The organism is Aliiroseovarius sp. xm-d-517 (assembly GCF_013283135.1).
GTDB lineage: Bacteria > Pseudomonadota > Alphaproteobacteria > Rhodobacterales > Rhodobacteraceae > Aliiroseovarius > Aliiroseovarius crassostreae.
Window position 1 is genome coordinate 2,783,860 of record NZ_WBXT01000001.1, and the last position, 21,475, is coordinate 2,805,334.

General features: G+C 61.3%; 20 protein-coding genes. 11 read left to right on the forward strand and 9 right to left on the reverse strand.

Annotated features, from left to right (window positions below):
* The first annotated feature begins 265 nt into the window (after window positions 1-265).
* The 3 genes from XMD517_RS13290 (at window position 266) to XMD517_RS13300 (ending at window position 2,780) form a co-directional block, all read left to right on the forward strand.
* Complete coding sequence (locus XMD517_RS13290) at window positions 266-1,450, forward strand: aspartate aminotransferase family protein (protein ID WP_173484948.1); 1,185 nt, start codon at window positions 266-268, stop codon at window positions 1,448-1,450.
* Window positions 1,447-2,373, forward strand: coding sequence for an ornithine carbamoyltransferase (argF, locus tag XMD517_RS13295; RefSeq protein ID WP_173484949.1), 927 nt, complete (start codon window positions 1,447-1,449; stop codon window positions 2,371-2,373). Before XMD517_RS13290 ends, argF begins: the two co-directional genes overlap by 4 nt.
* A gap of 158 nt (window positions 2,374-2,531) precedes the next feature.
* The gene (locus XMD517_RS13300; protein WP_173488050.1) at window positions 2,532-2,780 is read left to right on the forward strand and encodes a hypothetical protein; all 249 of its coding nucleotides are present in this window, start codon (window positions 2,532-2,534) and stop codon (window positions 2,778-2,780) included.
* Between the two features lie 93 nt (window positions 2,781-2,873).
* On the opposite strand, the gene XMD517_RS13305 is transcribed toward XMD517_RS13300, so the two are convergent.
* The 3 genes from XMD517_RS13305 to hrpB form a co-directional block, all read right to left on the reverse strand.
* Window positions 2,874-4,355: an inorganic phosphate transporter gene (locus XMD517_RS13305; RefSeq protein ID WP_173484951.1), complete on the reverse strand. Its 1,482-nt coding sequence runs from the start codon at window positions 4,353-4,355 to the stop codon at window positions 2,874-2,876.
* Between the two features lie 206 nt (window positions 4,356-4,561).
* Window positions 4,562-5,020, reverse strand: coding sequence for an NUDIX hydrolase (locus XMD517_RS13310; RefSeq protein WP_055190320.1), 459 nt, complete (start codon window positions 5,018-5,020; stop codon window positions 4,562-4,564).
* Between the two features lie 333 nt (window positions 5,021-5,353).
* Window positions 5,354-7,804, reverse strand: a complete 2,451-nt coding sequence (gene hrpB, locus XMD517_RS13315) for an ATP-dependent helicase HrpB (RefSeq protein ID WP_173484952.1) — start codon at window positions 7,802-7,804, stop codon at window positions 5,354-5,356.
* Window positions 7,805-8,010: 206 nt separating this feature from the next.
* Between hrpB and meaB the strand changes: the two genes are divergently transcribed.
* From meaB to XMD517_RS13345, 6 genes are all read left to right on the forward strand, one after another.
* Window positions 8,011-8,994, forward strand: a complete 984-nt coding sequence (gene meaB / locus XMD517_RS13320; RefSeq protein ID WP_173484953.1) for a methylmalonyl Co-A mutase-associated GTPase MeaB — start codon at window positions 8,011-8,013, stop codon at window positions 8,992-8,994.
* Between the two features lie 427 nt (window positions 8,995-9,421).
* Window positions 9,422-11,251 (forward strand): ABC transporter ATP-binding protein, encoded by a 1,830-nt coding sequence (locus XMD517_RS13325; protein ID WP_173484954.1) that lies wholly within the window; start codon window positions 9,422-9,424, stop codon window positions 11,249-11,251.
* A gap of 110 nt (window positions 11,252-11,361) precedes the next feature.
* Window positions 11,362-11,928 (forward strand): hypothetical protein, encoded by a 567-nt coding sequence (locus XMD517_RS13330; protein ID WP_173484955.1) that lies wholly within the window; start codon window positions 11,362-11,364, stop codon window positions 11,926-11,928.
* Between the two features lie 350 nt (window positions 11,929-12,278).
* Window positions 12,279-12,566, forward strand: a complete 288-nt coding sequence (gene rpmB / locus XMD517_RS13335; RefSeq protein WP_055190275.1) for a 50S ribosomal protein L28 — start codon at window positions 12,279-12,281, stop codon at window positions 12,564-12,566.
* Window positions 12,567-12,764: 198 nt separating this feature from the next.
* Complete coding sequence (locus XMD517_RS13340) at window positions 12,765-13,121, forward strand: hypothetical protein (protein WP_173484956.1); 357 nt, start codon at window positions 12,765-12,767, stop codon at window positions 13,119-13,121.
* Window positions 13,122-13,294: 173 nt separating this feature from the next.
* Window positions 13,295-13,861 (forward strand): copper chaperone PCu(A)C, encoded by a 567-nt coding sequence (locus tag XMD517_RS13345; RefSeq protein WP_173484957.1) that lies wholly within the window; start codon window positions 13,295-13,297, stop codon window positions 13,859-13,861.
* Window positions 13,862-14,175: 314 nt separating this feature from the next.
* Here XMD517_RS13345 and XMD517_RS13350 read toward each other — a convergent pair whose 3' ends face one another.
* Complete coding sequence (locus XMD517_RS13350; RefSeq protein WP_173484958.1) at window positions 14,176-14,907, reverse strand: NAD-dependent deacylase; 732 nt, start codon at window positions 14,905-14,907, stop codon at window positions 14,176-14,178.
* A 64-nt stretch (window positions 14,908-14,971) separates the two neighbouring features.
* A complete protein-coding gene (locus tag XMD517_RS13355) occupies window positions 14,972-15,622 on the reverse strand; it encodes a helix-turn-helix domain-containing protein (RefSeq protein ID WP_173484959.1) in 651 nt (216 codons plus the stop codon).
* Window positions 15,623-15,727: 105 nt separating this feature from the next.
* Between XMD517_RS13355 and XMD517_RS13360 the strand changes: the two genes are divergently transcribed.
* The gene (locus XMD517_RS13360) at window positions 15,728-16,228 is read left to right on the forward strand and encodes a low molecular weight protein-tyrosine-phosphatase (protein WP_173484960.1); all 501 of its coding nucleotides are present in this window, start codon (window positions 15,728-15,730) and stop codon (window positions 16,226-16,228) included.
* A 216-nt stretch (window positions 16,229-16,444) separates the two neighbouring features.
* On the opposite strand, the gene XMD517_RS13365 is transcribed toward XMD517_RS13360, so the two are convergent.
* The 3 genes from XMD517_RS13365 to XMD517_RS13375 all read right to left on the reverse strand — a co-directional run bounded on the left by XMD517_RS13365 (window position 16,445) and on the right by XMD517_RS13375 (window position 19,174).
* The gene (locus XMD517_RS13365) at window positions 16,445-16,765 is read right to left on the reverse strand and encodes a hypothetical protein (RefSeq protein ID WP_254449773.1); all 321 of its coding nucleotides are present in this window, start codon (window positions 16,763-16,765) and stop codon (window positions 16,445-16,447) included.
* Window positions 16,766-16,999: 234 nt separating this feature from the next.
* Window positions 17,000-17,995 (reverse strand): 1-phosphofructokinase family hexose kinase, encoded by a 996-nt coding sequence (locus XMD517_RS13370; protein ID WP_173484961.1) that lies wholly within the window; start codon window positions 17,993-17,995, stop codon window positions 17,000-17,002.
* A 114-nt stretch (window positions 17,996-18,109) separates the two neighbouring features.
* Window positions 18,110-19,174, reverse strand: a complete 1,065-nt coding sequence (locus tag XMD517_RS13375; protein WP_173484962.1) for a Glu/Leu/Phe/Val dehydrogenase — start codon at window positions 19,172-19,174, stop codon at window positions 18,110-18,112.
* Window positions 19,175-19,296: 122 nt separating this feature from the next.
* Between XMD517_RS13375 and XMD517_RS13380 the strand changes: the two genes are divergently transcribed.
* Window positions 19,297-19,752, forward strand: a complete 456-nt coding sequence (locus XMD517_RS13380; RefSeq protein WP_055190259.1) for an Lrp/AsnC family transcriptional regulator — start codon at window positions 19,297-19,299, stop codon at window positions 19,750-19,752.
* A 204-nt stretch (window positions 19,753-19,956) separates the two neighbouring features.
* Here XMD517_RS13380 and XMD517_RS13385 read toward each other — a convergent pair whose 3' ends face one another.
* The gene (locus tag XMD517_RS13385) at window positions 19,957-21,444 is read right to left on the reverse strand and encodes a hypothetical protein (RefSeq protein WP_173484963.1); all 1,488 of its coding nucleotides are present in this window, start codon (window positions 21,442-21,444) and stop codon (window positions 19,957-19,959) included.
* Window positions 21,445-21,475 lie beyond the last annotated feature (31 nt).

Genomic DNA, 21,475 nt, shown 5'->3' on the forward strand with positions numbered 1-21,475 from the left:
TTGCAGAAAAGCAGAAGTTGAAAAGGCTGGACAGATCGCCGGCCAATCGCTACATCGCCCCCATGATCACGCGGACCCATCCCCTCTGCGGCGCTGCCGCCATCCGACGCCGACGCTTTTGCATCTGACGTCCGGTTTCGCATGATCGCGCGCCAGTTCGGCGCATTCCACCACCCCACTCCTCCTAAAAACCCATTGTAATTGTTGACTTGAAGCCCGCCTTTCGGCACGAAAGGGGCTTCGATAGACCACGAAGGATATCACCATGATCCCGTCGCTTCTGCCGACCTATAACCGTGTTCCCCTCGCGTTTGAGCGTGGCCAGGGAAGCTGGCTCGTGACCGAGGGTGGGGTGCGATATCTTGATCTGGCGTCCGGCATCGCGGTGAACGCGCTGGGCCATGCCCATCCCGCACTGGTTGAGGTGATCACGGAGCAGGCCGCCAAGCTGTGGCATGTGTCGAACCTTTACCAGATCCCCGGCCAGCAGGCGCTGGCAGATGCGCTGGTGGACAAGACCTTTGCCGACACCGCGTTTTTCACCAACTCGGGCACCGAGGCCTGCGAGCTGGCGGTCAAGATGGCGCGCAAATACTGGCACGATAAAGACCAGCCGGAGCGGGTGGAGATCATCGGTTTCGAAGGCTCGTTCCATGGCCGTTCCTCGGCGGGGATTGCCGCGGCAGGTGGTGAGAAACTGACCAAAGGGTTCGGACCTTTGCTGCCGGGCTTCAAACACCTTGCCTTTGGGGATCTCGATGGTCTGACCGATGCGCTGTCCCATGACACTGTGGCGGCGGTGATCATCGAACCGGTTCAGGGCGAGGGCGGTATTCGCCCGGTGCCGGATGCTGAACTGAAGGCGATCCGCGCGGCCTGTGATGACGCGGGTGTGCTGCTTATCTTTGACGAGGTGCAATGTGGTGTTGGCCGCACCGGCAAACTCTTTGCCCATGAATGGGCAGGCGTAACCCCGGACATCATGATGGTCGCCAAGGGCATCGGCGGGGGCTTTCCGCTGGGCGCAGTTCTGGCCACCGAAGATGCGGCAAGCGGCATGGTCGCGGGCACGCATGGCTCGACCTATGGCGGCAACCCGCTGGCCTGTGCGGTGGGCAACAAAGTGCTCGAGATCATCTCGGACGAGACCTTCCTGGATGAGGTGAACCGCAAGGCGGGGCTGCTCCGGCAGAAACTGGAAGGGCTGGTGGCAAACCATCCCGACGTGTTTGAAGAGGTGCGGGGATCGGGCCTGATGCTGGGGCTGAAATGCAAGCCTGCCAACACCGATGTGCTGTCCGCCTGTTACGACGCGCATCTGCTGCTGGTGCCGGCCGGCGACAATGTGCTGCGCCTGCTGCCGGCGCTGACAATTGAAGACGAAGATATTGACGCCGCGCTCTCGCGGCTGGATCAGGCCGCCACGGCGGTAGAAGGGCAAGCCCAATGAAACATTTCCTTGATATCCACAAAACCGAAGTTGCCGACCTGAAGGCGATGCTGACCCAGGCCCATGACATGAAACAGGCGCGCAAGGGACAGCCCAAGGCAACGCCGGATGCGGATCAGCCGCTGAAGGATCACATGGTTGCGCTGATTTTTGAAAAACCGTCTACCCGCACTCGGGTGAGCTTTGACGTCGGCGTGCGCCAGCTGGGCGGGCAGACCATGGTTCTGTCGGGATCCGAGATGCAGCTGGGCCATGGCGAAACCGTGGCCGACACGGCGCGCGTCCTGTCGCGCTATGTCGATATGATCATGATCCGCACCTTTGAAGAGGCCACCCTGCTGGAGATGGCCGAACATGCCGATGTGCCGGTGATCAACGGGCTGACCAACCGCTCGCACCCTTGCCAGATCATGGCCGATATCCTGACCTATGAAGAGCATCGCGGCTCCATCGAGGGCAAGAAAGTGGTCTGGGCGGGGGATGGCAACAATGTCTGCGCCTCGTTCATCCATGCGGCTGGACAGTTCGGGTTTGACCTGACCTTTACCGGGCCGGACGTGCTGGATCCTGAACAGGTTTTTGTCGCGGACGCCCGCGCCAAAGGGGCCAGGATCGAGATCGAGCGCGATCCGATGAAGGCCGTGGAAGGGGCTGACCTGGTGGTTGCGGATACCTGGGTCAGCATGCATGACGCCCCCTCAGCGCGCGAGCGGCGCCACAACCTGCTGCGCCCCTACCAGGTGAATGACGAATTGATGAAAGCTGCCAATGATGACGCGCTGTTCATGCATTGCCTGCCTGCTCACCGGGAAGAAGAGGTCACCAATTCGGTCATGGACGGGCCGCAATCGGTGATCTTTGACGAAGCGGAAAACCGGCTTCATGCGCAGAAGGCTGTCATGCGCTGGTGCCTCGGCAAATAAGCGCATTCAGCTTACGTCACGTCAATACCTCAGGAAGGGCGGATCCTCGACAGGATTCGCCCATATTTTTGCCTAATTTCCCGTTAAAATAGAGGGAGTAGCCAGTGAATGTGTATCGAGAAACCTTGATTTTCTGCCGATCAACACACTGAGATAAAATGAATTTTGAACATTTGACACATTTTTCGCAAACCCTCGCCAACCCGCATGTCGGGGCATTATTGGTTGGTGGTCTGTGGTCTTACTGGTTTGGCGCAACCTACTCTCGTTTCTGGGTGATGCGACGTCTTCACCTTGCGGGTCTGGTTGTGCTGATTTTGCTGACCTTCTACCTGATTGGCGTGCTGCTGCTCAGGGGGGGTGGCTATCTGACAGACACGCTGACCCAGATGCCGGTTGGCGGATGAGGATGCACTGATATCAAACTGCGAAATAAAAAAGCCGCGCTGAGAGGCGCGGCTTTTTCTGTTTCGATCTGTGCTTTCCTTGCCGGAGGGCAATTAGCCAACCATGGCGTTCAGGATGTAAAAAATCACCCCGGACATGAGGGCCGCGGCAGGCACGGTGATCACCCAGGCCGCCACAATGGTCATGAAATGGGACCGGCGCACCAGCTTGCGGCGGCGGCGCTCTTCGGCGGGCAGGCGTCGGGCTTCCGGGCGCTTCGATGCCTGACCACGCAGGCGGCGCTCCATATGCCATTCGCGGTAGAACCCCACGCCGAACACGCCGCCCACGGCGATATGGGTTGAGGAGACCGGCAGGCCCAGCCAGCTGGCAACAATCACGGTGATGGCTGCGGACAGGGCCACACAATAGGCGCGCATCGGGTTCAGCTTGGTAATCTGGCTGCCGACCATGCGGATCAGCTTGGGCCCAAACAGGACCAGGCCAAACGAGATCCCGAAGGCGCCGATCACCATCACCCAGACCGGGATCGGCACTTTCGAGGCAAAATCACCCACGCTTTCTGCATGTACGATGGCGGCCAGCGGGCCAACCGCATTGGCCACGTCATTGGCCCCATGGGCAAAAGACAGCATCGCGGCCGAGAAGATCAGCGGCAGGCCAAACAACGCCTTCAGCGATTTGGTGCGGTTCTCAAGCCCTTCTGCCTGTCTGGCAATCAGCGGCGCCGAAATCGCATAGGCCGTGCCCCCCACGAAAGCGCCAATCATCAGCGCAGTGACAAGGTCGATCTTGATGATCCGCTTGAACCCTTTGATGGCAAGATAGGCGCCAAAGGCGGCGGCCATGATGCCGATCAGCACCGGCACCCAGCGTTTGGCCGCTGCAATCTTGTCGTCCTGATAGATGATCTTGGCCTTGATAAAGGCCAGGAACAGGGCTGCGATCGCGCCGCCCAGAACCGGTGAGATCACCCAGCTGGCGGCAATCTTGCCCATCGTCGGCCAGCTTACCGCGGCAAACCCCGCCGCCGCGATGCCCGCCCCCATCACGCCACCCACAACCGAGTGCGTGGTGGACACCGGTGCGCCCACCCAGGTGGCAAGGTTCACCCAAAGGGCCGAAGAAATCAGCGCCGCCATCATGGCCCAGACAAAAATACGCACATCTGAAAACCCTGACGGGTCAATGATGCCCTTGGAGATGGTCGACACAACATCGCCCCCCGCCAGCATGGCCCCCGCACTTTCGAAAAGGGCAGCAATCACGATTGCGCCCCCCATGGTCAGCGCATTGGCCCCCACGGCGGGACCCATGTTGTTGGCCACGTCATTGGCACCGATATTGATCGCCATGTAAGCGCCAAAGGCAGCGGCAGTTACCACCACAAGCGAGGTCGGGGTGCCGCCGAAAAACACGGCAGCCCCAATGGCGGCCACGACGATAAAGACCAGCGCAACCCCCATGCCCACCAGCGGGCGCGAGATATATTGCGCGGCATATTCAAACTGGCTGATTTTGTTCAGGTCTTTGTCCAGCGTGTTCCACTGGTTGCCCTTCGGTGCGTCCGACATGGCTCCGGTCCCCTTGTCTTGGCCTGATGCCCGTTGACCGGCAGAGGTGTGACAGTGTCACAAAACGGTCATCCAAGCGTTACATTCAGGGCTGCGCTAGCGCGTCAGCGCCTCAATTGCAACAGGGAATGGGGCTGGTCGGCCCGGTGGGACGCAGTGTTGCAGAACTGGCGACAGAAGCCGAAATGATAGCGCCTGAAAATTGGTCAGAAATTGCGCAGGAGCCGTTTCAGACCCGGCTCATCCACCATTTTCGCCGCCTTTTCCGGGGCCACCCATTTGCGGGTGCGCTCATGGGATTCGGGAAACTCGTCGGCCAGTTTTTTGACCTTCAGCGGAAACACCGTTGCCTCGCAGCGGGTGACAAGCCCGTTATCAAGCGCCTTCTCATAAGAAAACGCCCCCACCGGCATATGTCCCAGCTTGGCTTCCTTGACGCCGGCCTCTTCCCAGGCTTCCTGCGCGGCCGCATCCGGGGCGGCTTTCCCCTCCATCGGCCAGCCTTTTGGCAAAATCCAGCGTCCGGTGCCACGCGACGTCACCAGAAGGACCTCTTTTTCTTCCCCCTTGCCGCGATAGCACAGCGCAGCCACCTGCGGATAAGACGGGCGGCGAAACAGGGGAGCGACATATTCCTCCCAGGCGTATTTCAGGATTTGAGGCATGGATCGGGCTGTTCTGGGCCTGTGGCGTGTTCTTCACGTGTTATTTTGCTGCGTATCGGGCGGATATAAGGGGGCTGTGGATAGAATTCAAGCACTGAGCACTTGGCGCCAGGCAACGGAGGCGTGGTTGGGACCATACGGGGGGTGGCAGCCTCGTGCCTTGGTAAGGGGCGTTGCCCCTCGGCCCCCCTCTTCGAGTGCGGCCTCACCCCAGGATATTTTGACCAGAAAATGAGGTGGGATGTTCCTGTCCGTGCCGGTGTGTCTGGCGCTGCGGTTTTTTCGTGCGCGGTTTGGTGCAGAATTTATTTTGTGCGCGGTTTCGCGCGGGGCTTACTTTGTGCGCGGTTTCGCGCGCAACGTCGGATCGGCCTGGGTCGGGTCTTCGGGCCAGGGATGTTTCGGGTAGCGCCCACGCATGTCCTTGCGCACATCGGCGTATGAACTGGCCCAGAAGCCGGGGATATCAAGCGTGGTCTGCACCGGTTTGTGCCCCGGCGACAGCAGGGTGACGCGCAGCGGGGTGCGGCCCACCCTGGGGTGATGGGTCACGCCAAAAAGCTCTTGCAGGCGGATCTGGATTTCCGGGTGGTCGCCGGCATAGTCAATCGGAACCTTCCGCCCCAGCGGTGTTTCGAAATGGGCGGGGGCGAGCCGGTCCAGCATCTGCATCTGCGGCCAGTCGAGCCGCGCGCGCAGGGCCTCAAGCGCGTCGAATTTTTTCCAGTCGGCGGCGGTTTTCACCCCGGCAAGATGCGGCAGCAACCAGGTTTCGAGGCTGTCCATCAGCGCGCTTTCGCGCATGTCCGGCAGCTCTTCCCCCTCTTGGCGCAAGAGCTCAACCCGCGCCACAAAACGTTTTGCGGCATCTGACAGGCGCAGGCCCAGGTCGCGCACCCCGTCCAGCATGGCGCGGGCGATCTCCTCGTTCGGGGCGTCTTTCCAGATCCGGTCGTCCAGCACCACGGCCCCGAGCCGTTCCCGGCGTCGCGCCACGACACGGCCGTCACGTCTGGACCATTCACAGTCATCATGCCAACGGATGTTGTCCGCGAACAGCTCACGCAGTTCGCTTTCGCTGATCTGGATGGCCTGACGGATTTTTGCTTCGCGCGGATTGCCGTCGGTATCGGTCACCACGATCAGCCGGGCATTTGCCAGGGGGGTGGCCGGGTCCATGATGCAGCCCTTGCCGCCGGACAGCACGAAACGGGGGGTGTCCCCCGGGCGGCGCAGGCCAATGCGGTCGGGATAGGCGAGGGCCGTCTGTTGGGCCTCAGTCAGGTCCGGCCCCTCGGGCACCATGCGTGCCACCCGCCTGGCCTCGGCCCGGATACGCTCAACCGCGCCCCGATTGGCCTGCAATCCCCGGCGCCGGGCAAACCCGTTGGGATCGCGGATCGCCTCAAGACGGAGCGCAAGATCGGGATCCGCCCCGCGGGGCAGCGGATCGCGTTCCCCCCAAAGGGCGGCGAGCGGTGCCGCGGATGCGCCGGCAACCACCATCATATGCCCGAGGCGCGGATGCATCGGCAGGCGGGCAAGCTGGCGACCGTGATCGGTGATCCGCCCGTCCGCATCCAACGCCCCCAGATCACGCAGCAACTGCTGGGCTTCGCGCAGGACCCCGGCATTCGGCGGGGTCAGGAAGGCCAGCCCAGACCCGTCGGCAGCCCCCCACATCGCAAGCTCCAACGCCAGTGGCGCAAGGTCGGCAGTTTCGATTTCAGCGGGTGGGAACGGCGGCAGCCCGCCTTCTTCGCCGCGTGTCCACAACCGGTAGCAAACCCCCTCGGCCACCCGACCGGCGCGCCCCTGCCTCTGGGTGGCTTCGGCCTTGGAGACACGTTCGGTCACCAGACGTGACATGCCGGATCCCGGATCAAACCGCGCCCGGCGCGCGAGCCCCGCATCGACCACCACGCGGATGTCCTGAATGGTCAGTGAGGTTTCGGCAATGGCGGTTGCCAGCACGATCTTGCGTCCCGCGCCTGCGGGTTGAATGGCCGCGCGCTGGGCCGAAAACTCCATGGCGCCAAAAAGGGTGTGGAGGTGGCAATCCTGCGGCAGGTGCCCCTTCAGGGCGGCTTCACAGCGCCGGATTTCCCCCTCGCCGGGGAGGAACACCAGCACGCCGCCCTTCGTTTCGTCAATGGCCCGCAACACGAGATCTGCAGTTGCCTCCGGGAGGCGCGCACCCTTGGCAAGGGGGCGGTCGAGATGCCGGGTTTCGACCGGAAATGCGCGCCCGTGCGAGCGGATGATCGGCGCGTCCTCCAGCAGTTGCGCCACCGGTTCGGCGTCCAGCGTCGCGGACATGACCACCAGTTTCAGGTCGTCTCGCAGCGCGCCCATGGCCTCCCATGTCAGGGCCAGCCCGAGATCCGCCACCAGGGAGCGTTCGTGGAATTCGTCGAAGATCACGGCGCCGACCCCTTCAAGGGAGGGGTCGGATTGCAACATCCGGGTCAGGATCCCCTCGGTCACCACCTCGATGCGCGTGGTCTTTGACGTTTTCACCTCTCCGCGAATGCGATAGCCTACGGTTTGCCCGACAGGCTCCCCAAGCGTTTGCGCCATGCGCTCGGCCGCGGTGCGTGCCGCAAGCCTGCGCGGCTCCAGCATGATCAGCCGCCCTTCAAAAGCGCCCGCCGCCAGCATCTTCAGGGGCACCACGGTGGTTTTGCCCGCCCCCGGTGGGGCCATCAACACCGCGCGCCCGGTGTCATGAAGGGCCGTGAGAAGATCGGGCAGGGCGTCGTGAATGGGCAGTTGATCCGTCATGCCCCCTTATCCCCAAGCTGGTGCAGCCCGTCCAGTCACCACTTTTTTCTTGTTTCAAATATCTCGGGGTGAGCGAGCTTGCCTCGCGAGGGGCAGCGCCCCTGATCTGCCCGGGTGGCCAGCCCCGCAAAGGGTGCGCCCGGCAACGCTCTGGACGAACCCCCTTTGCCCCGTTATGACTTTCGCGGAAAATCGAGGGGGCAGGCATGGACATTCAGGATCTCGCGAACCGGGTCGCGGCAGGAGAGCGCCGGGCGCTGGCGCGGGCGATCACTCTGGTCGAGAGCGCGCGCAAGGATCACCGGGCGCAGGCGACCGAGCTGCTCGAAGCGGTGGCCCCCCTGAAACGCGAAGCCTTGCGGATCGGTCTGTCCGGCACGCCGGGTGTCGGGAAATCCACCTTTATCGAAGCTTTTGGCATGTTCCTGATCGAACAGGGGCTTAAGGTGGCGGTTCTGGCCGTTGACCCCTCATCCGCGCGCTCCGGCGGGTCCATTCTGGGGGACAAGACCCGGATGGAAAGCCTGTCGCGGGAGAAAAACGCCTTTATCCGCCCCTCGCCATCGCAGGCGCAGATGGGGGGCGTTGCACGCCGCTCGCGTGAGGCGGTGGCGCTGTGTGAGGCGGCGGGGTTTGATGTGGTCCTGATCGAAACCGTGGGGGTGGGCCAGTCCGAGACCATGGTGGCGGAAATGGCGGATCTGTTCCTGCTCCTGATTGCGCCTGCGGGCGGGGATGAGTTGCAGGGGGTGAAACGCGGCATCATGGAAATCGCCGATATCATCCTGGTGAACAAGGCTGACGGGCCGCTGAAGGAAACCGCCATGCGGACCTGCGCGGATTATGCCGGTGCGTTGCGTCTGCTGCGCAAACGTCCCTATGACCCGGAGGGTTTCCCCAAGGCGCAGATGGTCTCTGCGGTGACCCATGCCGGTCTGCCCGAGGCCTGGGAGGCCATGACCGAGCTGAGTGACTGGCGCCGCGCGCAGGGCCACTGGTCCACCCGGCGGGCCGAGCAGGCGCGTCACTGGTTCGAGGAAGATGTGCGCCTTGGCCTTCTGGCGGCCCTTGAAAAGGGCGATATCCGCGCGCGCCTGAATGTGCTGGGCGGGCAGGTTGCCCGTGGCGAGGTGGGCGCCGGTCGTGCGGCGGAAGAAATGATTGCCCATATCCGCGCCGACATGCGCTGATGCAAACGGCGGGCCCTCCCGCGCCTTATTGACCTGCGGTCGTCAGGCTTGGGGGTGGCTCACTTTGTGAGCCTGAAGGGGCTTTGCCCCTCGGCCCCCCTTTTTGAGGGTGCCCTCACCCCAGGATATTGGTGACCAGAAAAAGGGGGCTGGGCCCGCGCGCGGTGCGCGGCTTTTGGCGCGGCTCTTGTTAGCGCATATGGGGCTTGATATGCGCTAACATCTGGGTTAGGCAGGGTGTCACGCATGTAAGGAGATATGCCGATGAAGCAGTTCAGGACCCCCTACCGAGGCTAAACCGCCGGTCCTGCTGTTGCGGGCTGTCGGTTTTTCAGCCGGTCCCGCCCATCATCCCATCCCTTTTGCGCTTTCCAGAAGTTGCGCTTTTTCAATCCGTTATGCCGGATTTCCGTTTTTGGAGCTTTAGATGTTTCGTTATTTTGAAAACCTTGTGAACCCCTTTGCTGCCCATGAAGGGGGCACGCCACCTGCCGCGCTTTGGCCTTTCATGACAAGCCAGTTCGGGCCGTTCAGAAAATGGATGGTCTGGATGGCACTGACCGGAGTTCTGGTGGCCCTGATCGAGACCGGGCTGATTTTCTACACCGGGCGGGTGGTGGATCTGATGAATGCCTCTGAGCGGCAGAGTTTCTGGTCCAGCCATGGGTGGGAGCTGTTGGCGGCGGCGCTGTTCATCCTGATCCTGCGCCCTGTTGCGATTGTCTGGAACCGGTTTTTTCTGGAGCAGACCCTTGCGGGTAACATGCAAGAACAGGTGCGCTGGCGGGCGCATAAGCACATGCTGGGCCAGTCGCTTTCGTTTTTCCAAAATGATTTTGCGGGCCGTCTGTCAAACCGGGTGATGCAGCTGGGGCCGGCGGTCGAAGACAGCACCTACATGTTTTTCGAGGGCATTTTCTATGCCACCACCTATGTGCTGTCGGCGATGCTGATCCTTGGATCGGTTGATTGGCGCCTGTCTTTGCCGTTGGCGATCTGGTTGGTGCTTTACATCGCCTACACCCGCCACATCGCCAGGCGGGTGGCGGTGGCGTCCGAGAAATGGTCGGATGCGCGGTCGCTTGTGAACGGGCGGGTGGTGGATGCCTATGCCAATATCGAAAGCGTGAAGCTTTTTGCACAAGGCGCGGGTGAGGAACGCTATGTGTTGTCCGCCATGCGCCGGTTGCGGTTGCGGTTCATGCGGTTCCTGCGCCTGATGACCGAGCTGTCCTTTGGCCTGAACATCCTCAACGGGATGCTGATCACCGGGGTGCTTGGCCCGGCGCTGTGGCTGTGGACGGCCGGACTGATTTCGGTCGGAGAGGTGGCGGCGGCGTCGGCGCTGACCGTGCGGCTGAATGGCATGTCGGGCTGGATCATGTGGGTGACGATCCGGCTGTTTGAACATGCCGGGGTGATCCGCGAGGGGCTGCGGTCGATCGCGGTGCCGCATGAGCTGGTGGATGCGCCGGGCGCAACCCGGTTGCAGATCGACAGGGGGGAAATCCGGTTTGACGCCCTGACCCACCATTATGGTCGGGGCAAAGGGGGATTGGACAATGTATCGATCACCGTGAAACCCGGCGAGAAAGTGGGGCTGGTCGGGCGGTCCGGTGCGGGGAAATCCTCGCTTGTGAACCTGCTGTTGCGGTTTCGGGACCCGGAAGGGGGACGGATCCTGATTGATGGTCAGGATGTGGCCCAGGTGACGCAGGACAGCCTGCGGGCGCAGATCGGCATGGTGACGCAGGACAGCTCACTTCTGCACCGGTCGGTGCGGGCCAATATCCTTTACGGTCGCCCGGATGCGGATGAGGCGATGATGGTTGCGGCGGCGCGCCGGGCCGAAGCGCATGAGTTCATCCAGACGCTGGAAGACCCGCAGGGGCGCCGGGGTTATAATGCCCATGTGGGTGAGCGGGGCGTCAAGCTGTCGGGCGGGCAACGCCAGCGGGTCGCCATTGCCCGGGTGATGCTGAAAGACGCGCCCATTCTGGTGCTGGATGAGGCGACATCCGCGCTCGACAGTGAGGTGGAAGCCGCGATCCAGAAAACGCTCTATGGCATGATGGAAGGGAAAACCGTGATGGCCATTGCGCACCGCCTGTCGACGATTGCCGAAATGGATCGGGTGATCGTGCTGGATCAGGGGCGGGTGATCGAACAGGGAACCCATGATGAACTGTTGGCGCTGGGCGGCACCTATGCCGGCCTGTGGGAGCGGCAATCCGGTGGTTTCCTGGCGGAAGAGTGATGTGGCGTCGGGGACACGGTGCGGGGGCAATGAGGATCCCGCCCCGTGTTATGTCCCGTTCGGATCCCCAGATCTGAGATGTCGATTGCATCGTGTAAGGAGTATCAAAGATGAGCAGATTTCAGATTGTGAAACCCGCGCTGAGCGCCAGCCTGGTCGGGGGGATTGCCAGCGCGCTGGTGATGGGGTCAGCCGGCCTGTCGCAAGAGGCCACCGGGCAGGGATATGGTGTCAACCGAAGCGCCGCCTTTGCCCCCGCGCTGGCCGCTTACGAGGCGGAGCTGGCGCAGGACTGCGCGGCTTTTGAAAAGGGTGAGCTGCACATCAATCCCGGCGGCCTGCAGACTGTTGCCGATTTCAATGGCGATGGCATCACCGATCCGGTGCTGGATACCGGCGTTTACAGCTGCTCCAGCATGGCGTCGTTCAACCGGGGAACCGGCGGGCGGGTGATCACGGTGTTTGTCTCTGATCAGACAGCGGAACAGGGCTATCACCGGTTCGAGTTCCTTGGCGAAGGCAATGTGACCGTCTCATTGGGGGATCGGGCGATTCTGCTGCTTGCCCAGCACGGCAGCGGATGCGGGCGCAGCGGGGCTGAAATCTGTTTTGGTGCCTATAGCTGGTCCGAAGGGGCTTTTATCTCGCTTGGGGGAGAGGTGACGCCGGTTCGCTAGTGCCTAATACGCCCGGTGGCGCCCTGTGGGTGTTCCTGCGCGATCACCGGGCGGATCTTTGTGGGCGTGCACGCTTTTTCCCCCATGTTCTCTTGGGGGAAAGCCCCTATCCCCGCATCAAACCCGGCCCGCAGATGTGCCCTTGAAATTCGCTGCTCCGACTCACTTGACGTGCCCCTGAAAGGCGTTTATTGAGCGCGGACGGAATTCGGGGTGCCGCTTTGGCGGTGCCTATGACTATTGACCGGCCAAATGTGGGTATCCATGGCGGACGGTGCAGAAGATGGGGATGGCCCCGGCTTTGCATCGCAAAATCCCACCAATCTGGCCCGAGAAGCAAGGAAGAGACCATGTCGCGCGTTTGCGAACTGACCGGAAAAGGCCCGATGACTGGCAACAATGTCAGCCACGCGAAAAACAGAACCCGTCGCCGGTTTCTGCCGAACCTGAACGACGTTACCCTGCAGTCGGAAGCTCTGGGTCGTGGTTTCAAACTGCGCATCTCGGCGGCTGCCCTGCGCTCGGTGGACCACCGCGGTGGTCTGGACGCGTTCCTGGCCAAAGCCAAAGACACTGAACTGTCGGCCAATGCGCTGAAGATCAAAAAAGACATCGCCAAAGCACAGGCTGCTGCCTAAGTCGTAGCCCGCCTGTGTGTTGCCCCCGGGGGCGACAAGATGGACAAGAGATGCCGCCCGAAGGTGACTTCAGGGCGGTTTTTCTGTGTTCCAGATAGTCTTCCGATCTAGGTTGCGACGTGGGGTATCTGGCCTGCCATGATGCCTGTTACCTTTTGTCACTTGCCAAGCGCAATCGACAGGCGTAGCCATTAGGACATGATCCGCGGTTTTGTCGCATATCTCCTTGCGCTGGTCCTCACCGTGACCGGCTTTTCGCTCGCTCAGGCGCGCGGCGGGGCCCCTGTGACCACAGCTTATGTGGACGGGATCGAGATGGTGATCTGCACCGGCATCGGTATGACCACCATCACCATCGGCCCTGATGGCGAACCGATCGAAACCCAGCATGTCTGCCCCGATGGCGCGCAGAATTTCGTGGCCGGGTTTGATATCCCCGCGATGGATGCCCCCGAAGGGCGTCTGCTGGCGCTGTCTCCGGTTGTGACCGCGCTGTCGGTGACGGATCGGGCTGAAACCAGCCCCTCTGCCCGCGGCCCTCCTGCCCTGATCTGATCCCTTCGTCGGGCGTTTTGCCGTCCGTTTACAGGTGATTTCCGTCTTGTGACGGGACCAATCCCATCTGAAACCGAGCGCAAATCCCCCGATCAGTCCCTGTGAATATGCAGGGCGATCCTTTCCGCGTGTCCCACGCCACCCTTATTCAAATCAGGATATCAGGAGCTGTTATGTCCAAATTGAAAACCCTTCTCGCCGCCGGCGCCTGTGCGTTTGTCACCCTGCCGGCCTTCGCTGACAGCAAGATCATGGTGCAGGATGCCTATGCGCGTGCGGCTGGCATGTCGGCCAAGGCCGGTGCGGCCTTCATGCAGATCATGAACCAGGGGGACGAAGATGATCAGTTGATTGATGCGCGCTCTGACATTTCCAAACGGGTTGAGCTGCACACCCATAAGATCGACGATCAGGGCGTGGCCAAGATGATGCACGTGCCGGAAGGGTTCACGATCCCCGCTGGTGGAATGCATGCGCTCCAGCGTGGCGGTGATCATGTGATGTTCATGGGGCTGAACGGCGCGATGGAGCAGGGTGATACCGTGACCGTGACGCTGGTGTTTGAGAAAGCCGGTGAGCTTGTGGTCGAGATCCCGGTGGATCTGAACCGTGATCAGATGGGCGGCGGCATGATGAAAATGGATCACAGCAATATGGGCCAGAACAATATGGGTCAGGGCCAGATGGGCAACCAGATGGGCACCATGGGCAGTGGCGCAAACGCCGGTGCCAGCAACTGAATTGAAGTTTTCGGAAGGCCGGGCCGCGCGGTTTTTGCGTCCCCTGCGGGCCAGGCCTTCCGATACGGGGACTAGTCACCCCCAAAGCGTTTCGGGATAAACTTGAACCACATGTTTATCCCGAAACGCCCACAACATTGATATCTCTGATTGATATCTTTGACAGTGTTTCGGCGTTTCCCTGTCTCGGGTGAACGTGTCTCGGGTGAACGTCGAAACGCTTTAAAATCGCACCTCTCGGGGTGCGGTCTCATTCTGTCAGGCTCTTGCGGGCGCTGCAACTGAAACCGGCTCTTTCGACGCCGGAATTTCTCTTATACGTCAAGGATTTCCTGCACCCATTCAGGAACGACACGGCTTGCCGGGCCATAGATCCCGCGATCAAACACGCCGCTGCCATCGCTGCGTTCAAGGTTGATCTCAAGGGTTGGAATGCCCATCGCTTGCGCTTCCCCCACAAAACCGGCCGCGGGATAGACCGTGCCGGATGTGCCCAGTGCCACAAACAGGTCCGCTTCGGACAGCAGGGTCAGGATGCGCTCCATCTGATAGGGGATTTCCCCGAACCAGACGATGTCCGGCCGGGTGGTGGCGGCGTGGCAATTGGGGCAGGGATCGGCAGGGTCCATTTCGCGCGGCGCAGCCCAGCGATGCCCGCAAGTGGCACAAAGCGCGCGGGCAAGCTCCCCATGCATATGGATCACATCCACCGCCCCGCCGCGTTCATGCAGATCATCGATATTCTGGGTGATCAGGCTGACCCGGCCGGGATGCCTGGCCTGCAGCTGGGCAAGGGCTGTGTGGGCGGCGTTGTGGCTGGCCTCCAGACAGTTTGCGCGCCGTGCGTTGTAAAATTCATGCACCAAAGAGGGGTTTTTCGCAAAGCCCTCCGGGGTGGCGACCTCCTGCAGATCATATCTGGTCCAGATCCCGCCCTTGTCGCGAAACGTGCCCAGCCCGCTTTCGGCGGACACGCCCGCGCCTGTCAGGATGACGATATTCTGAAAGCCCGGGTTTTGAAAGCCTGAGTTCTGAAATCTGTCCATCTGCCTGCCCCTTTTCTGTCAGGGCACGCGCGCAGCCATTGGTGAAAGCCACGGGCCGAGCGCTTTAACGATGCCCAGCCAGACTGTCGATGGCTTTTTGCAGCAGGTCAAGCAGGGCCGCGACCTCAGCCGGGTCCTGGGCCTCAATCCCCTGTGCCTCGGCAAATTCGGCAAATCGGCCCATGTCGTCGGCAACCTTGTCCACATCCCCCCAGTCAAAGCGCAGCCGCACCGGCGGCAGGGGCAGGGGGCCTACTTCCAGTGAGACATGGCCATCGGCGACGATCAGGCTGAACGGTTCGCCGTCGATCACCAGTTCCGCCCGCAAAGAGGTCTGCGGCGTGGCAATCCGTTCGATTGCGCCCGCCAGCGGCACCGCGCGATGGCGGCTGTTTTCCGGGTCGGACGGGATGTCGGGCATGGGCAGGGTTCGGCCAAACCGGGCCAGTTCGAACAGGATGCCACGGGTGGCCGTGCCTTCGGGGGTCAGCCGGTAGGACCGTCCCGCCTTATGGACCAGCCCGGCCTCGACCAGTTCCGACAACCGGGATGAGAGCATATTGGTCGCAATGCCGGGCAGACCCGCCTTGATCTCTCCGAAGGAGGTGGGACCGGCGTGCAGCTCGCGCAGGACATGGATCCCCCAACGGTTCCCGATCACATCCAATGCGCGGGAAATGGGGCAGGTTTGGGCATAGGGTTTTGCACGTTTCATAGGCTCATTTTCGGGTCGTTGCGTTTCAATTCAAGATAGGCGCACGCCCGTCGGCGTGGTTTCGCGGATGGGTGACAGCAGCAAACAGAACCGCTATCAGAAACTATGACCACTCGTATTCTCTTCGTCTGCCTTGGCAATATCTGCCGTTCGCCCAGTGCCGAGGCGGTGTTTCGCCAGATCGCCAATCAACACGCCCCGGAACTGGCGCTGGAGGTCGACAGTGCCGGCACGTCAGACTGGCACGAAGGTGAACCCCCATATAGCCCCATGCAGCGGGCTGCAAGGGCGCGTGGCTATGAGTTGGCAACATTACGCGCGCGTCAGTTTTCGCGCGCCGATTTTGACCGGTTTGACCTGATCATCGGCATGGATCGCGACAATATCACCAATATCGAGGCGCTGCGCCCAGCGGGGCGGACAACGCCTGCACATGTGTTTACCGACTACCTTCCGTCAGACCTGCCCGCGCAGGATCCGCGCCGGGGCATGGACCACGTGCCCGACCCCTATTACACCCGCGATTTCGACCAGACACTCGACCTGGTCGAGGCCGCGTCACACGGGCTGTTGCAGCAGTTGCGCCGGGACCCGGCAGCAGGCTGAAGCAAGAGGTAAGCAGGGGACAAACAAGATACGGACCGGCCAGGGAATAGGCTGGCCAAGCTATGCACTGGCAAGGGCGATGGGCACGCAATCCTGTCGCGGACCCAACGCCAGTGATGTCACAATTTAAATCTCAAACCACGCTTCAAATCCGCAGTTCTTGACAGGGTCGCCACCAAAAATGGGGCGGCAACCAGAGCGGGGAACAGGAAACGCTCAGCCGCAATAAGTGTTCACGGCCTGACCGAACTGCTTGTATTTCTGCCAGAACTTCTCATCCGTCCGCCGATCGGACTGACGCAGGACCTGGCTTTTATGCGGGTCTTTGAAAAACTTCACGACACGCGATTGCTCGCTCCTGCTCAACATGGCCCCTGCCACGTCTTCGATACAGCCGCACAGATTGCGTGATGCGGCGGACCGATCCGCGCTCATGCAGGCCTTCTGAATACCGCCTGCGGTGGCTGGGGTGGGGGCAATTGAACTGATGCCAAAGCCACTGATCCCCAGTGCAACGGCCATTGCCAGATATTTCATGTGCTGCCTCGTGCTCATATTTTCTTGGGGCCCGTTTTGCATGACCACGCACCGGTTTCAGCACCTGTCGCGGCGAAATACCCGCGTTTGGATGCCACCCTGACGCGCGGCCTGACCTGGGCCTTGGTTGGGTTGTTTTGGCCCCGGTTTTTCCGGGACTCGACTGGGAAAAGCCTAGCATATTTTTCCCTTTGGTGCAATTTTTCCTGTAAATCACCGGCGACAGCCCGCCGCTCACAGCGCGGTCAGGGACACCTGCGGCACGATCGCCTCGACTTCCGGGCGCCTGCACAGGGCGGTTGCCTCAGACATGACCGCCGCCGAGGCCGCCGCCACACCGTGGCACAGGGCCTGCGGGCCGGTCTGTCCCCGGACAAGTGCCAGAGTGAACGCGCCCAGAAAACTGTCCCCGGCCCCCACCTTTGAGCGCACCGGCACGTCAGGCCCAACCCCGTGCCATGCCTGATCTGCCGTGACCAGAACCGATCCCTCTGCGCCGCGCCCCAGCACCACCTGATCCGCAACACTCTGCCGGATCAGCATCCGGGCAAATCGGGCTGCGTCCTGCGGGCCGGGCAGGGGCTGACCCGCAAGCGCCTCGCTTTCGCTCTGGTCAAGCCGCAGCAGCGACAGGGCCGCGCCACGGCTGCGGTTGTGAACCGCCTCGTTCAGGGCGGCGCCGGATGTGTCGAGGATCAGTTTGCCCCCCTGTCGGGCCGTCCGGATCGCAAGCTGTTCGACAAAGCCATGGGTCACGCCCGGCGGCATGGATCCCGACAGCACCACCAGCATTCCCGGTATGATCCGCGTGGTGATCAGGTCCAGACAGGCAGAGCTGAGCTCGGGCGTCCAGGTCGGGCCGGGCATGACAAATCGGTATTGGCTGGCTTGGTGAGGGGTGGGCTGGTGAGGGGCGGTTCCGCCCCGCTCCCCGACCGCAACAGAAAGGCGGGTTTCACCGGGCAGTTTGAAATGGATCTGCGGGACATTTTCACGCGCCAGAAGGGCCGCCACCTGCGCGCCGTGGTGGCCTGCCAGGGCGACCAGCGCCGTGGCCTCGCCGCCCAGAATATGGATCGCGCGCGCCACGTTGATGCCGCCCCCGCCCGGATCCAGCCGGGGCGTGTCACAGCGGATCTTGTCACCCGCCACGATATGCTCGGCCTCGGTGGACAGATCCAGCGAGGGGTTCAGCGTCAGGGTCAGGATGGGCAGGGGATCTGCTGGCATGATTAGGCTCCGGCCGGTGTCGGTCGGAGCCTAAAGTGTTTGGGGATAAACTTGAAACGCTTTCGCCCCGCCCCCCCCAGTCGGGGTCCATGGGCCTTGTGCGCTATGGCAAAATCAGGCGGCGGGGGCCTGTGCCAGTCTGGCGGGAATGGCGCGGGAGACCACTTCCAGCGCCACATCTGCCGGGCTGACCTCGCGGCGTTCCGCCTCGGTCAGGATGGCCTCCATCGTGGCATCCAGCGCCTCCAGCTTTTCATCCACCCAATCCACGCGGTTTTCAATGCCGAGGATCTCGGTCGCCACATTGATGATCCCGCCGCCATTGGCAACAAAATCGGGGGCATAAAGGATGCCGCGATCCTGCAGGCGCTGCGCGTCTTCGGGCGTGGCCAGCTGGTTGTTGGCGCCGCCGGCCACGGCCTCAACCCGCAATTGCGCGATACTGTCTTCGTTCAGGATGCCACCGATGGCGCAGGGGGCAAAGATATCGGCCTTCGCGGCATAGATCTCCTCCAGCCCCACGGCCTCGGCACCAAAGCTGGTCACCGCCATCTGCACCCGTTCCGGGTTGATGTCGGTCACGATCAGCTTTGCCCCGGCCGCAGTAAGGCGATAGCACAGGTTCCACCCCACATTGCCCAGCCCCTGAACGGCGATGATGCGTCCACGCAGGGTCCAGTCATCAAACTGGTGCAGGGCCACGCGGCGGATCGCGTTGAAAATGCCGCGCGCGGTGATGGGCGAAGGATCGCCCGAGGCAAATTCCCCATCCGCCAGCCCGGCCACATACCGGGTTTCTTTCGCAAGCTCTGCCATATCCGCCGTGGTCATGCCCATGTCTTCGGCGGTCCAATAGCGCCCGGCGCAGGCCTCAACCGCACGGCCAAAGGCGTGCAGAAGCTCCGGCGTTTTCTGTGTCGCCGGATCGCCCATGATCACCGCCTTTCCCCCGCCCAGCGGCAGGCCCGCGGCGGCGTTTTTGTAGGTCATCCCCTCGGACAGGCGTTTCACATCCGTAAGCGCCTCGTCTTCGCTGGCGTAAGGCCGCATCCGCAGGCCTCCCGCCGCCGGACCAAGATCGGTGGAGTGAATGGCGATGAAACCGACCAGCCCGCAGGCCGGGTCTGCCACGCGCAGGATCTGTTCATGGGTGGTGGATGCAATGGTGGTGATGGTCATAAATCTCTCCCTTTGGGTCAACTTAACGCCGGGGCAGGGAAGATTTTCACCAATTTCACGCGTGAAGTTTTTATGGATTGGTGATAATCTGATGTGGAATCACATTTGACGCGAGAAATCTGATGGATGCCACTGATAGACGTATTATTTCTGCTCTGCAGCAAAACGGGCGGCAGAAACTCGGCGACCTGGCCGAGGAGGTTGGCCTCTCCCCCACGCCCTGCGCGCGCCGGGTGGCGGCGCTGGAAGACAGCGGCGTGATCACCGGCTATGGCGCGCGGGTCGATCAGGCCAGGCTGGGCCTGCCGGTCACGGTGTTTATCGAGGTGGAGCTGGAAAGCCAGAAGCGCGAGGCGATCAGCGCGTTTGAGCGGGCGATTTCGCGGATGGAAGAGGTGATGGAGTGCCATTTGATGAGCGGATCGCGCGACATCCTTCTGCGGGTTGTCGTCGCCGACCTCGCATCTTTTGACGCGTTCATGGAAAACCACCTGATGCGGGTGGAGGGCGTCAGCCGGATGCGATCGAGCTTTACCCTGCGCACGATGGTCCGGCGCAACCGCTTGCCGATGGGATAACACAATACAAGGGCCACGCCCGACCTCGGGAGGGCGATGTAACGGGACTGACAGGCGCGCCCTATCAAGAGCCGGAACGATGCGTGTGTTGAACCCGCGCAAAACGCCCTCCCGTCATGCCGAAGGCATGCCAACAATGAACAGCACACCTCTGGTGTGACGGGGAGGATCGGGCGTGGCCCGCGCTGCGCACGTGCCGGGGGCCTAGAAATACATGAATATGCGCATGCCCAATTGGACCAGCCACTCCAGAACCTGAACAATACGAAGCGCTTTGTAACCGGAATGGCCGTCGATCCTCTGGATGATATTCGCAGATTTCTTCGTTTCAAGGGCCATACGCGCGGCGCGCCCGAAGATGCGCGTTGCTTCATCCGCTCCCGGCAATCGCGGAGCGGTGTCAGGCACCGGTAACAAACTGTCATTGGTCAACGCGGGAATATCCTGTGCCCATTCCTCGGCCAACGCCTCGTCTGAAATCGCCTGCAATACAGGAAGGGCTTCCTCCAGTGTGGCTTTCTCGTGGGGTGTAAGTTCCCGCAAGCTTTGCTCTTGCAGAATTCTCCGGTTTTCAGCCACTTCCGGGTGGGTCGCCCGCACCGCTTTTGCCCCCTCCTCCAGTGCGGATTGCAGCGCGAGGTTTTCTTCGCTTGGCGGCAGTTCCCCACTGATGATCTGACGTGTCAGCCCCGCATGAACAGTGGTGAAATCCATCTCGATCCGTTGCGGATCATTTCCATACTTTCGGAAGGTGCGGGTGAGTTTGCGACACTCGATAGACCGCTCATTGATCCCATTGGAACCGGCTTCCATCACATCTTCTAATGCATCTTCAACCTGACTGAGGGTCGCGCCCAATAGGTCGGGCTTGGCCATCTCGCGTGGTGTGGTGTGGAACGTGCCACTGTCTTGGTCGAATGCGAGGTCTTCTGCGAGGGGGAGTTGCTCTGCCAAATATTCGGCTTTGATCTCGTCAATCTTCCGCGCAATATGCTCCGGGCCTTTTTCCCAGTCCTGATCTGGGATCAGCGCCACGCGGCGTTGCAGCTCCCAGTCGAGTGGTTTGCCGTCGAGAAAGCCTTGGTACCATTCATTCCAAAATTGAGTGATACCCTTTCGATAGTAACTGTTATGTGACCTATGGGATCTCCATTTCGGATTTAGAGGCTGCCCAATTTCAAGAGTACCTCTTTGGATCAATGTCGCATCTGTATATAGCGCTTTGTCCCAGTCCTCTGGTGTTTCCATGCTGCGATCTCGGAAGTATAGTGTGTCCCTTGGCTTACTTAGTGCGCTATGAGCACGCGCGCGCTGATTGAAAAGAGGGTAGACAACCTGAGCAGATTCATCATCGAAATGAAAAGGTATCTGTTCAAAGTTGCTGTATCTGATGCATTCGAAAGCCAATCCAGCGGGAGTGGTGATGAATCGGTGCAGCAAATCGAAAATCTCGCCTGAAAATCCTTCAGAGTGAACATATGCTGTACCTTGTTGATTTAGGTTTGTAACAGCGCGAACTAGGTATGAAAGTGCAAGCAGGCTTGGTTTTCCATCACCCTCCCAAGTTCCACCTAAGTTGGAAATAAAAATTGGAACGAGCCTAAGTGCGCCGCGTAAAGCTAGAGTGTGGAGTGTGTATGCGTCGGTTTGTTTTTTTATCCATGCATCAAACTCTTCAAAATCATCTATCATCTAAGGTTATGATCCTTGCGCCGTCTGCCGG

Bases quoted from the DNA above. Each gene is read 5' to 3' on its own strand.
- XMD517_RS13290 (WP_173484948.1), top strand. From the start codon at position 266: ATGATCCCGTCGCTTCTGCCGACCTATAACCGTGTTCCCCTCGCGTTT.
- argF (WP_173484949.1), top strand. From the start codon at position 1,447: ATGAAACATTTCCTTGATATCCACAAAACCGAAGTTGCCGACCTGAAG.
- XMD517_RS13300 (WP_173488050.1), top strand. From the start codon at position 2,532: ATGAATTTTGAACATTTGACACATTTTTCGCAAACCCTCGCCAACCCG.
- XMD517_RS13305 (WP_173484951.1), bottom strand. From the start codon at position 4,355: ATGTCGGACGCACCGAAGGGCAACCAGTGGAACACGCTGGACAAAGAC.
- XMD517_RS13310 (WP_055190320.1), bottom strand. From the start codon at position 5,020: ATGCCTCAAATCCTGAAATACGCCTGGGAGGAATATGTCGCTCCCCTG.
- hrpB (WP_173484952.1), bottom strand. From the start codon at position 7,804: ATGACGGATCAACTGCCCATTCACGACGCCCTGCCCGATCTTCTCACG.
- meaB (WP_173484953.1), top strand. From the start codon at position 8,011: ATGGACATTCAGGATCTCGCGAACCGGGTCGCGGCAGGAGAGCGCCGG.
- XMD517_RS13325 (WP_173484954.1), top strand. From the start codon at position 9,422: ATGTTTCGTTATTTTGAAAACCTTGTGAACCCCTTTGCTGCCCATGAA.
- XMD517_RS13330 (WP_173484955.1), top strand. From the start codon at position 11,362: ATGAGCAGATTTCAGATTGTGAAACCCGCGCTGAGCGCCAGCCTGGTC.
- rpmB (WP_055190275.1), top strand. From the start codon at position 12,279: ATGTCGCGCGTTTGCGAACTGACCGGAAAAGGCCCGATGACTGGCAAC.
- XMD517_RS13340 (WP_173484956.1), top strand. From the start codon at position 12,765: ATGATCCGCGGTTTTGTCGCATATCTCCTTGCGCTGGTCCTCACCGTG.
- XMD517_RS13345 (WP_173484957.1), top strand. From the start codon at position 13,295: ATGTCCAAATTGAAAACCCTTCTCGCCGCCGGCGCCTGTGCGTTTGTC.
- XMD517_RS13350 (WP_173484958.1), bottom strand. From the start codon at position 14,907: ATGGACAGATTTCAGAACTCAGGCTTTCAAAACCCGGGCTTTCAGAAT.
- XMD517_RS13355 (WP_173484959.1), bottom strand. From the start codon at position 15,622: ATGAAACGTGCAAAACCCTATGCCCAAACCTGCCCCATTTCCCGCGCA.
- XMD517_RS13360 (WP_173484960.1), top strand. From the start codon at position 15,728: ATGACCACTCGTATTCTCTTCGTCTGCCTTGGCAATATCTGCCGTTCG.
- XMD517_RS13365 (WP_254449773.1), bottom strand. From the start codon at position 16,765: ATGAAATATCTGGCAATGGCCGTTGCACTGGGGATCAGTGGCTTTGGC.
- XMD517_RS13370 (WP_173484961.1), bottom strand. From the start codon at position 17,995: ATGCCAGCAGATCCCCTGCCCATCCTGACCCTGACGCTGAACCCCTCG.
- XMD517_RS13375 (WP_173484962.1), bottom strand. From the start codon at position 19,174: ATGACCATCACCACCATTGCATCCACCACCCATGAACAGATCCTGCGC.
- XMD517_RS13380 (WP_055190259.1), top strand. From the start codon at position 19,297: ATGGATGCCACTGATAGACGTATTATTTCTGCTCTGCAGCAAAACGGG.
- XMD517_RS13385 (WP_173484963.1), bottom strand. From the start codon at position 21,444: ATGATAGATGATTTTGAAGAGTTTGATGCATGGATAAAAAAACAAACC.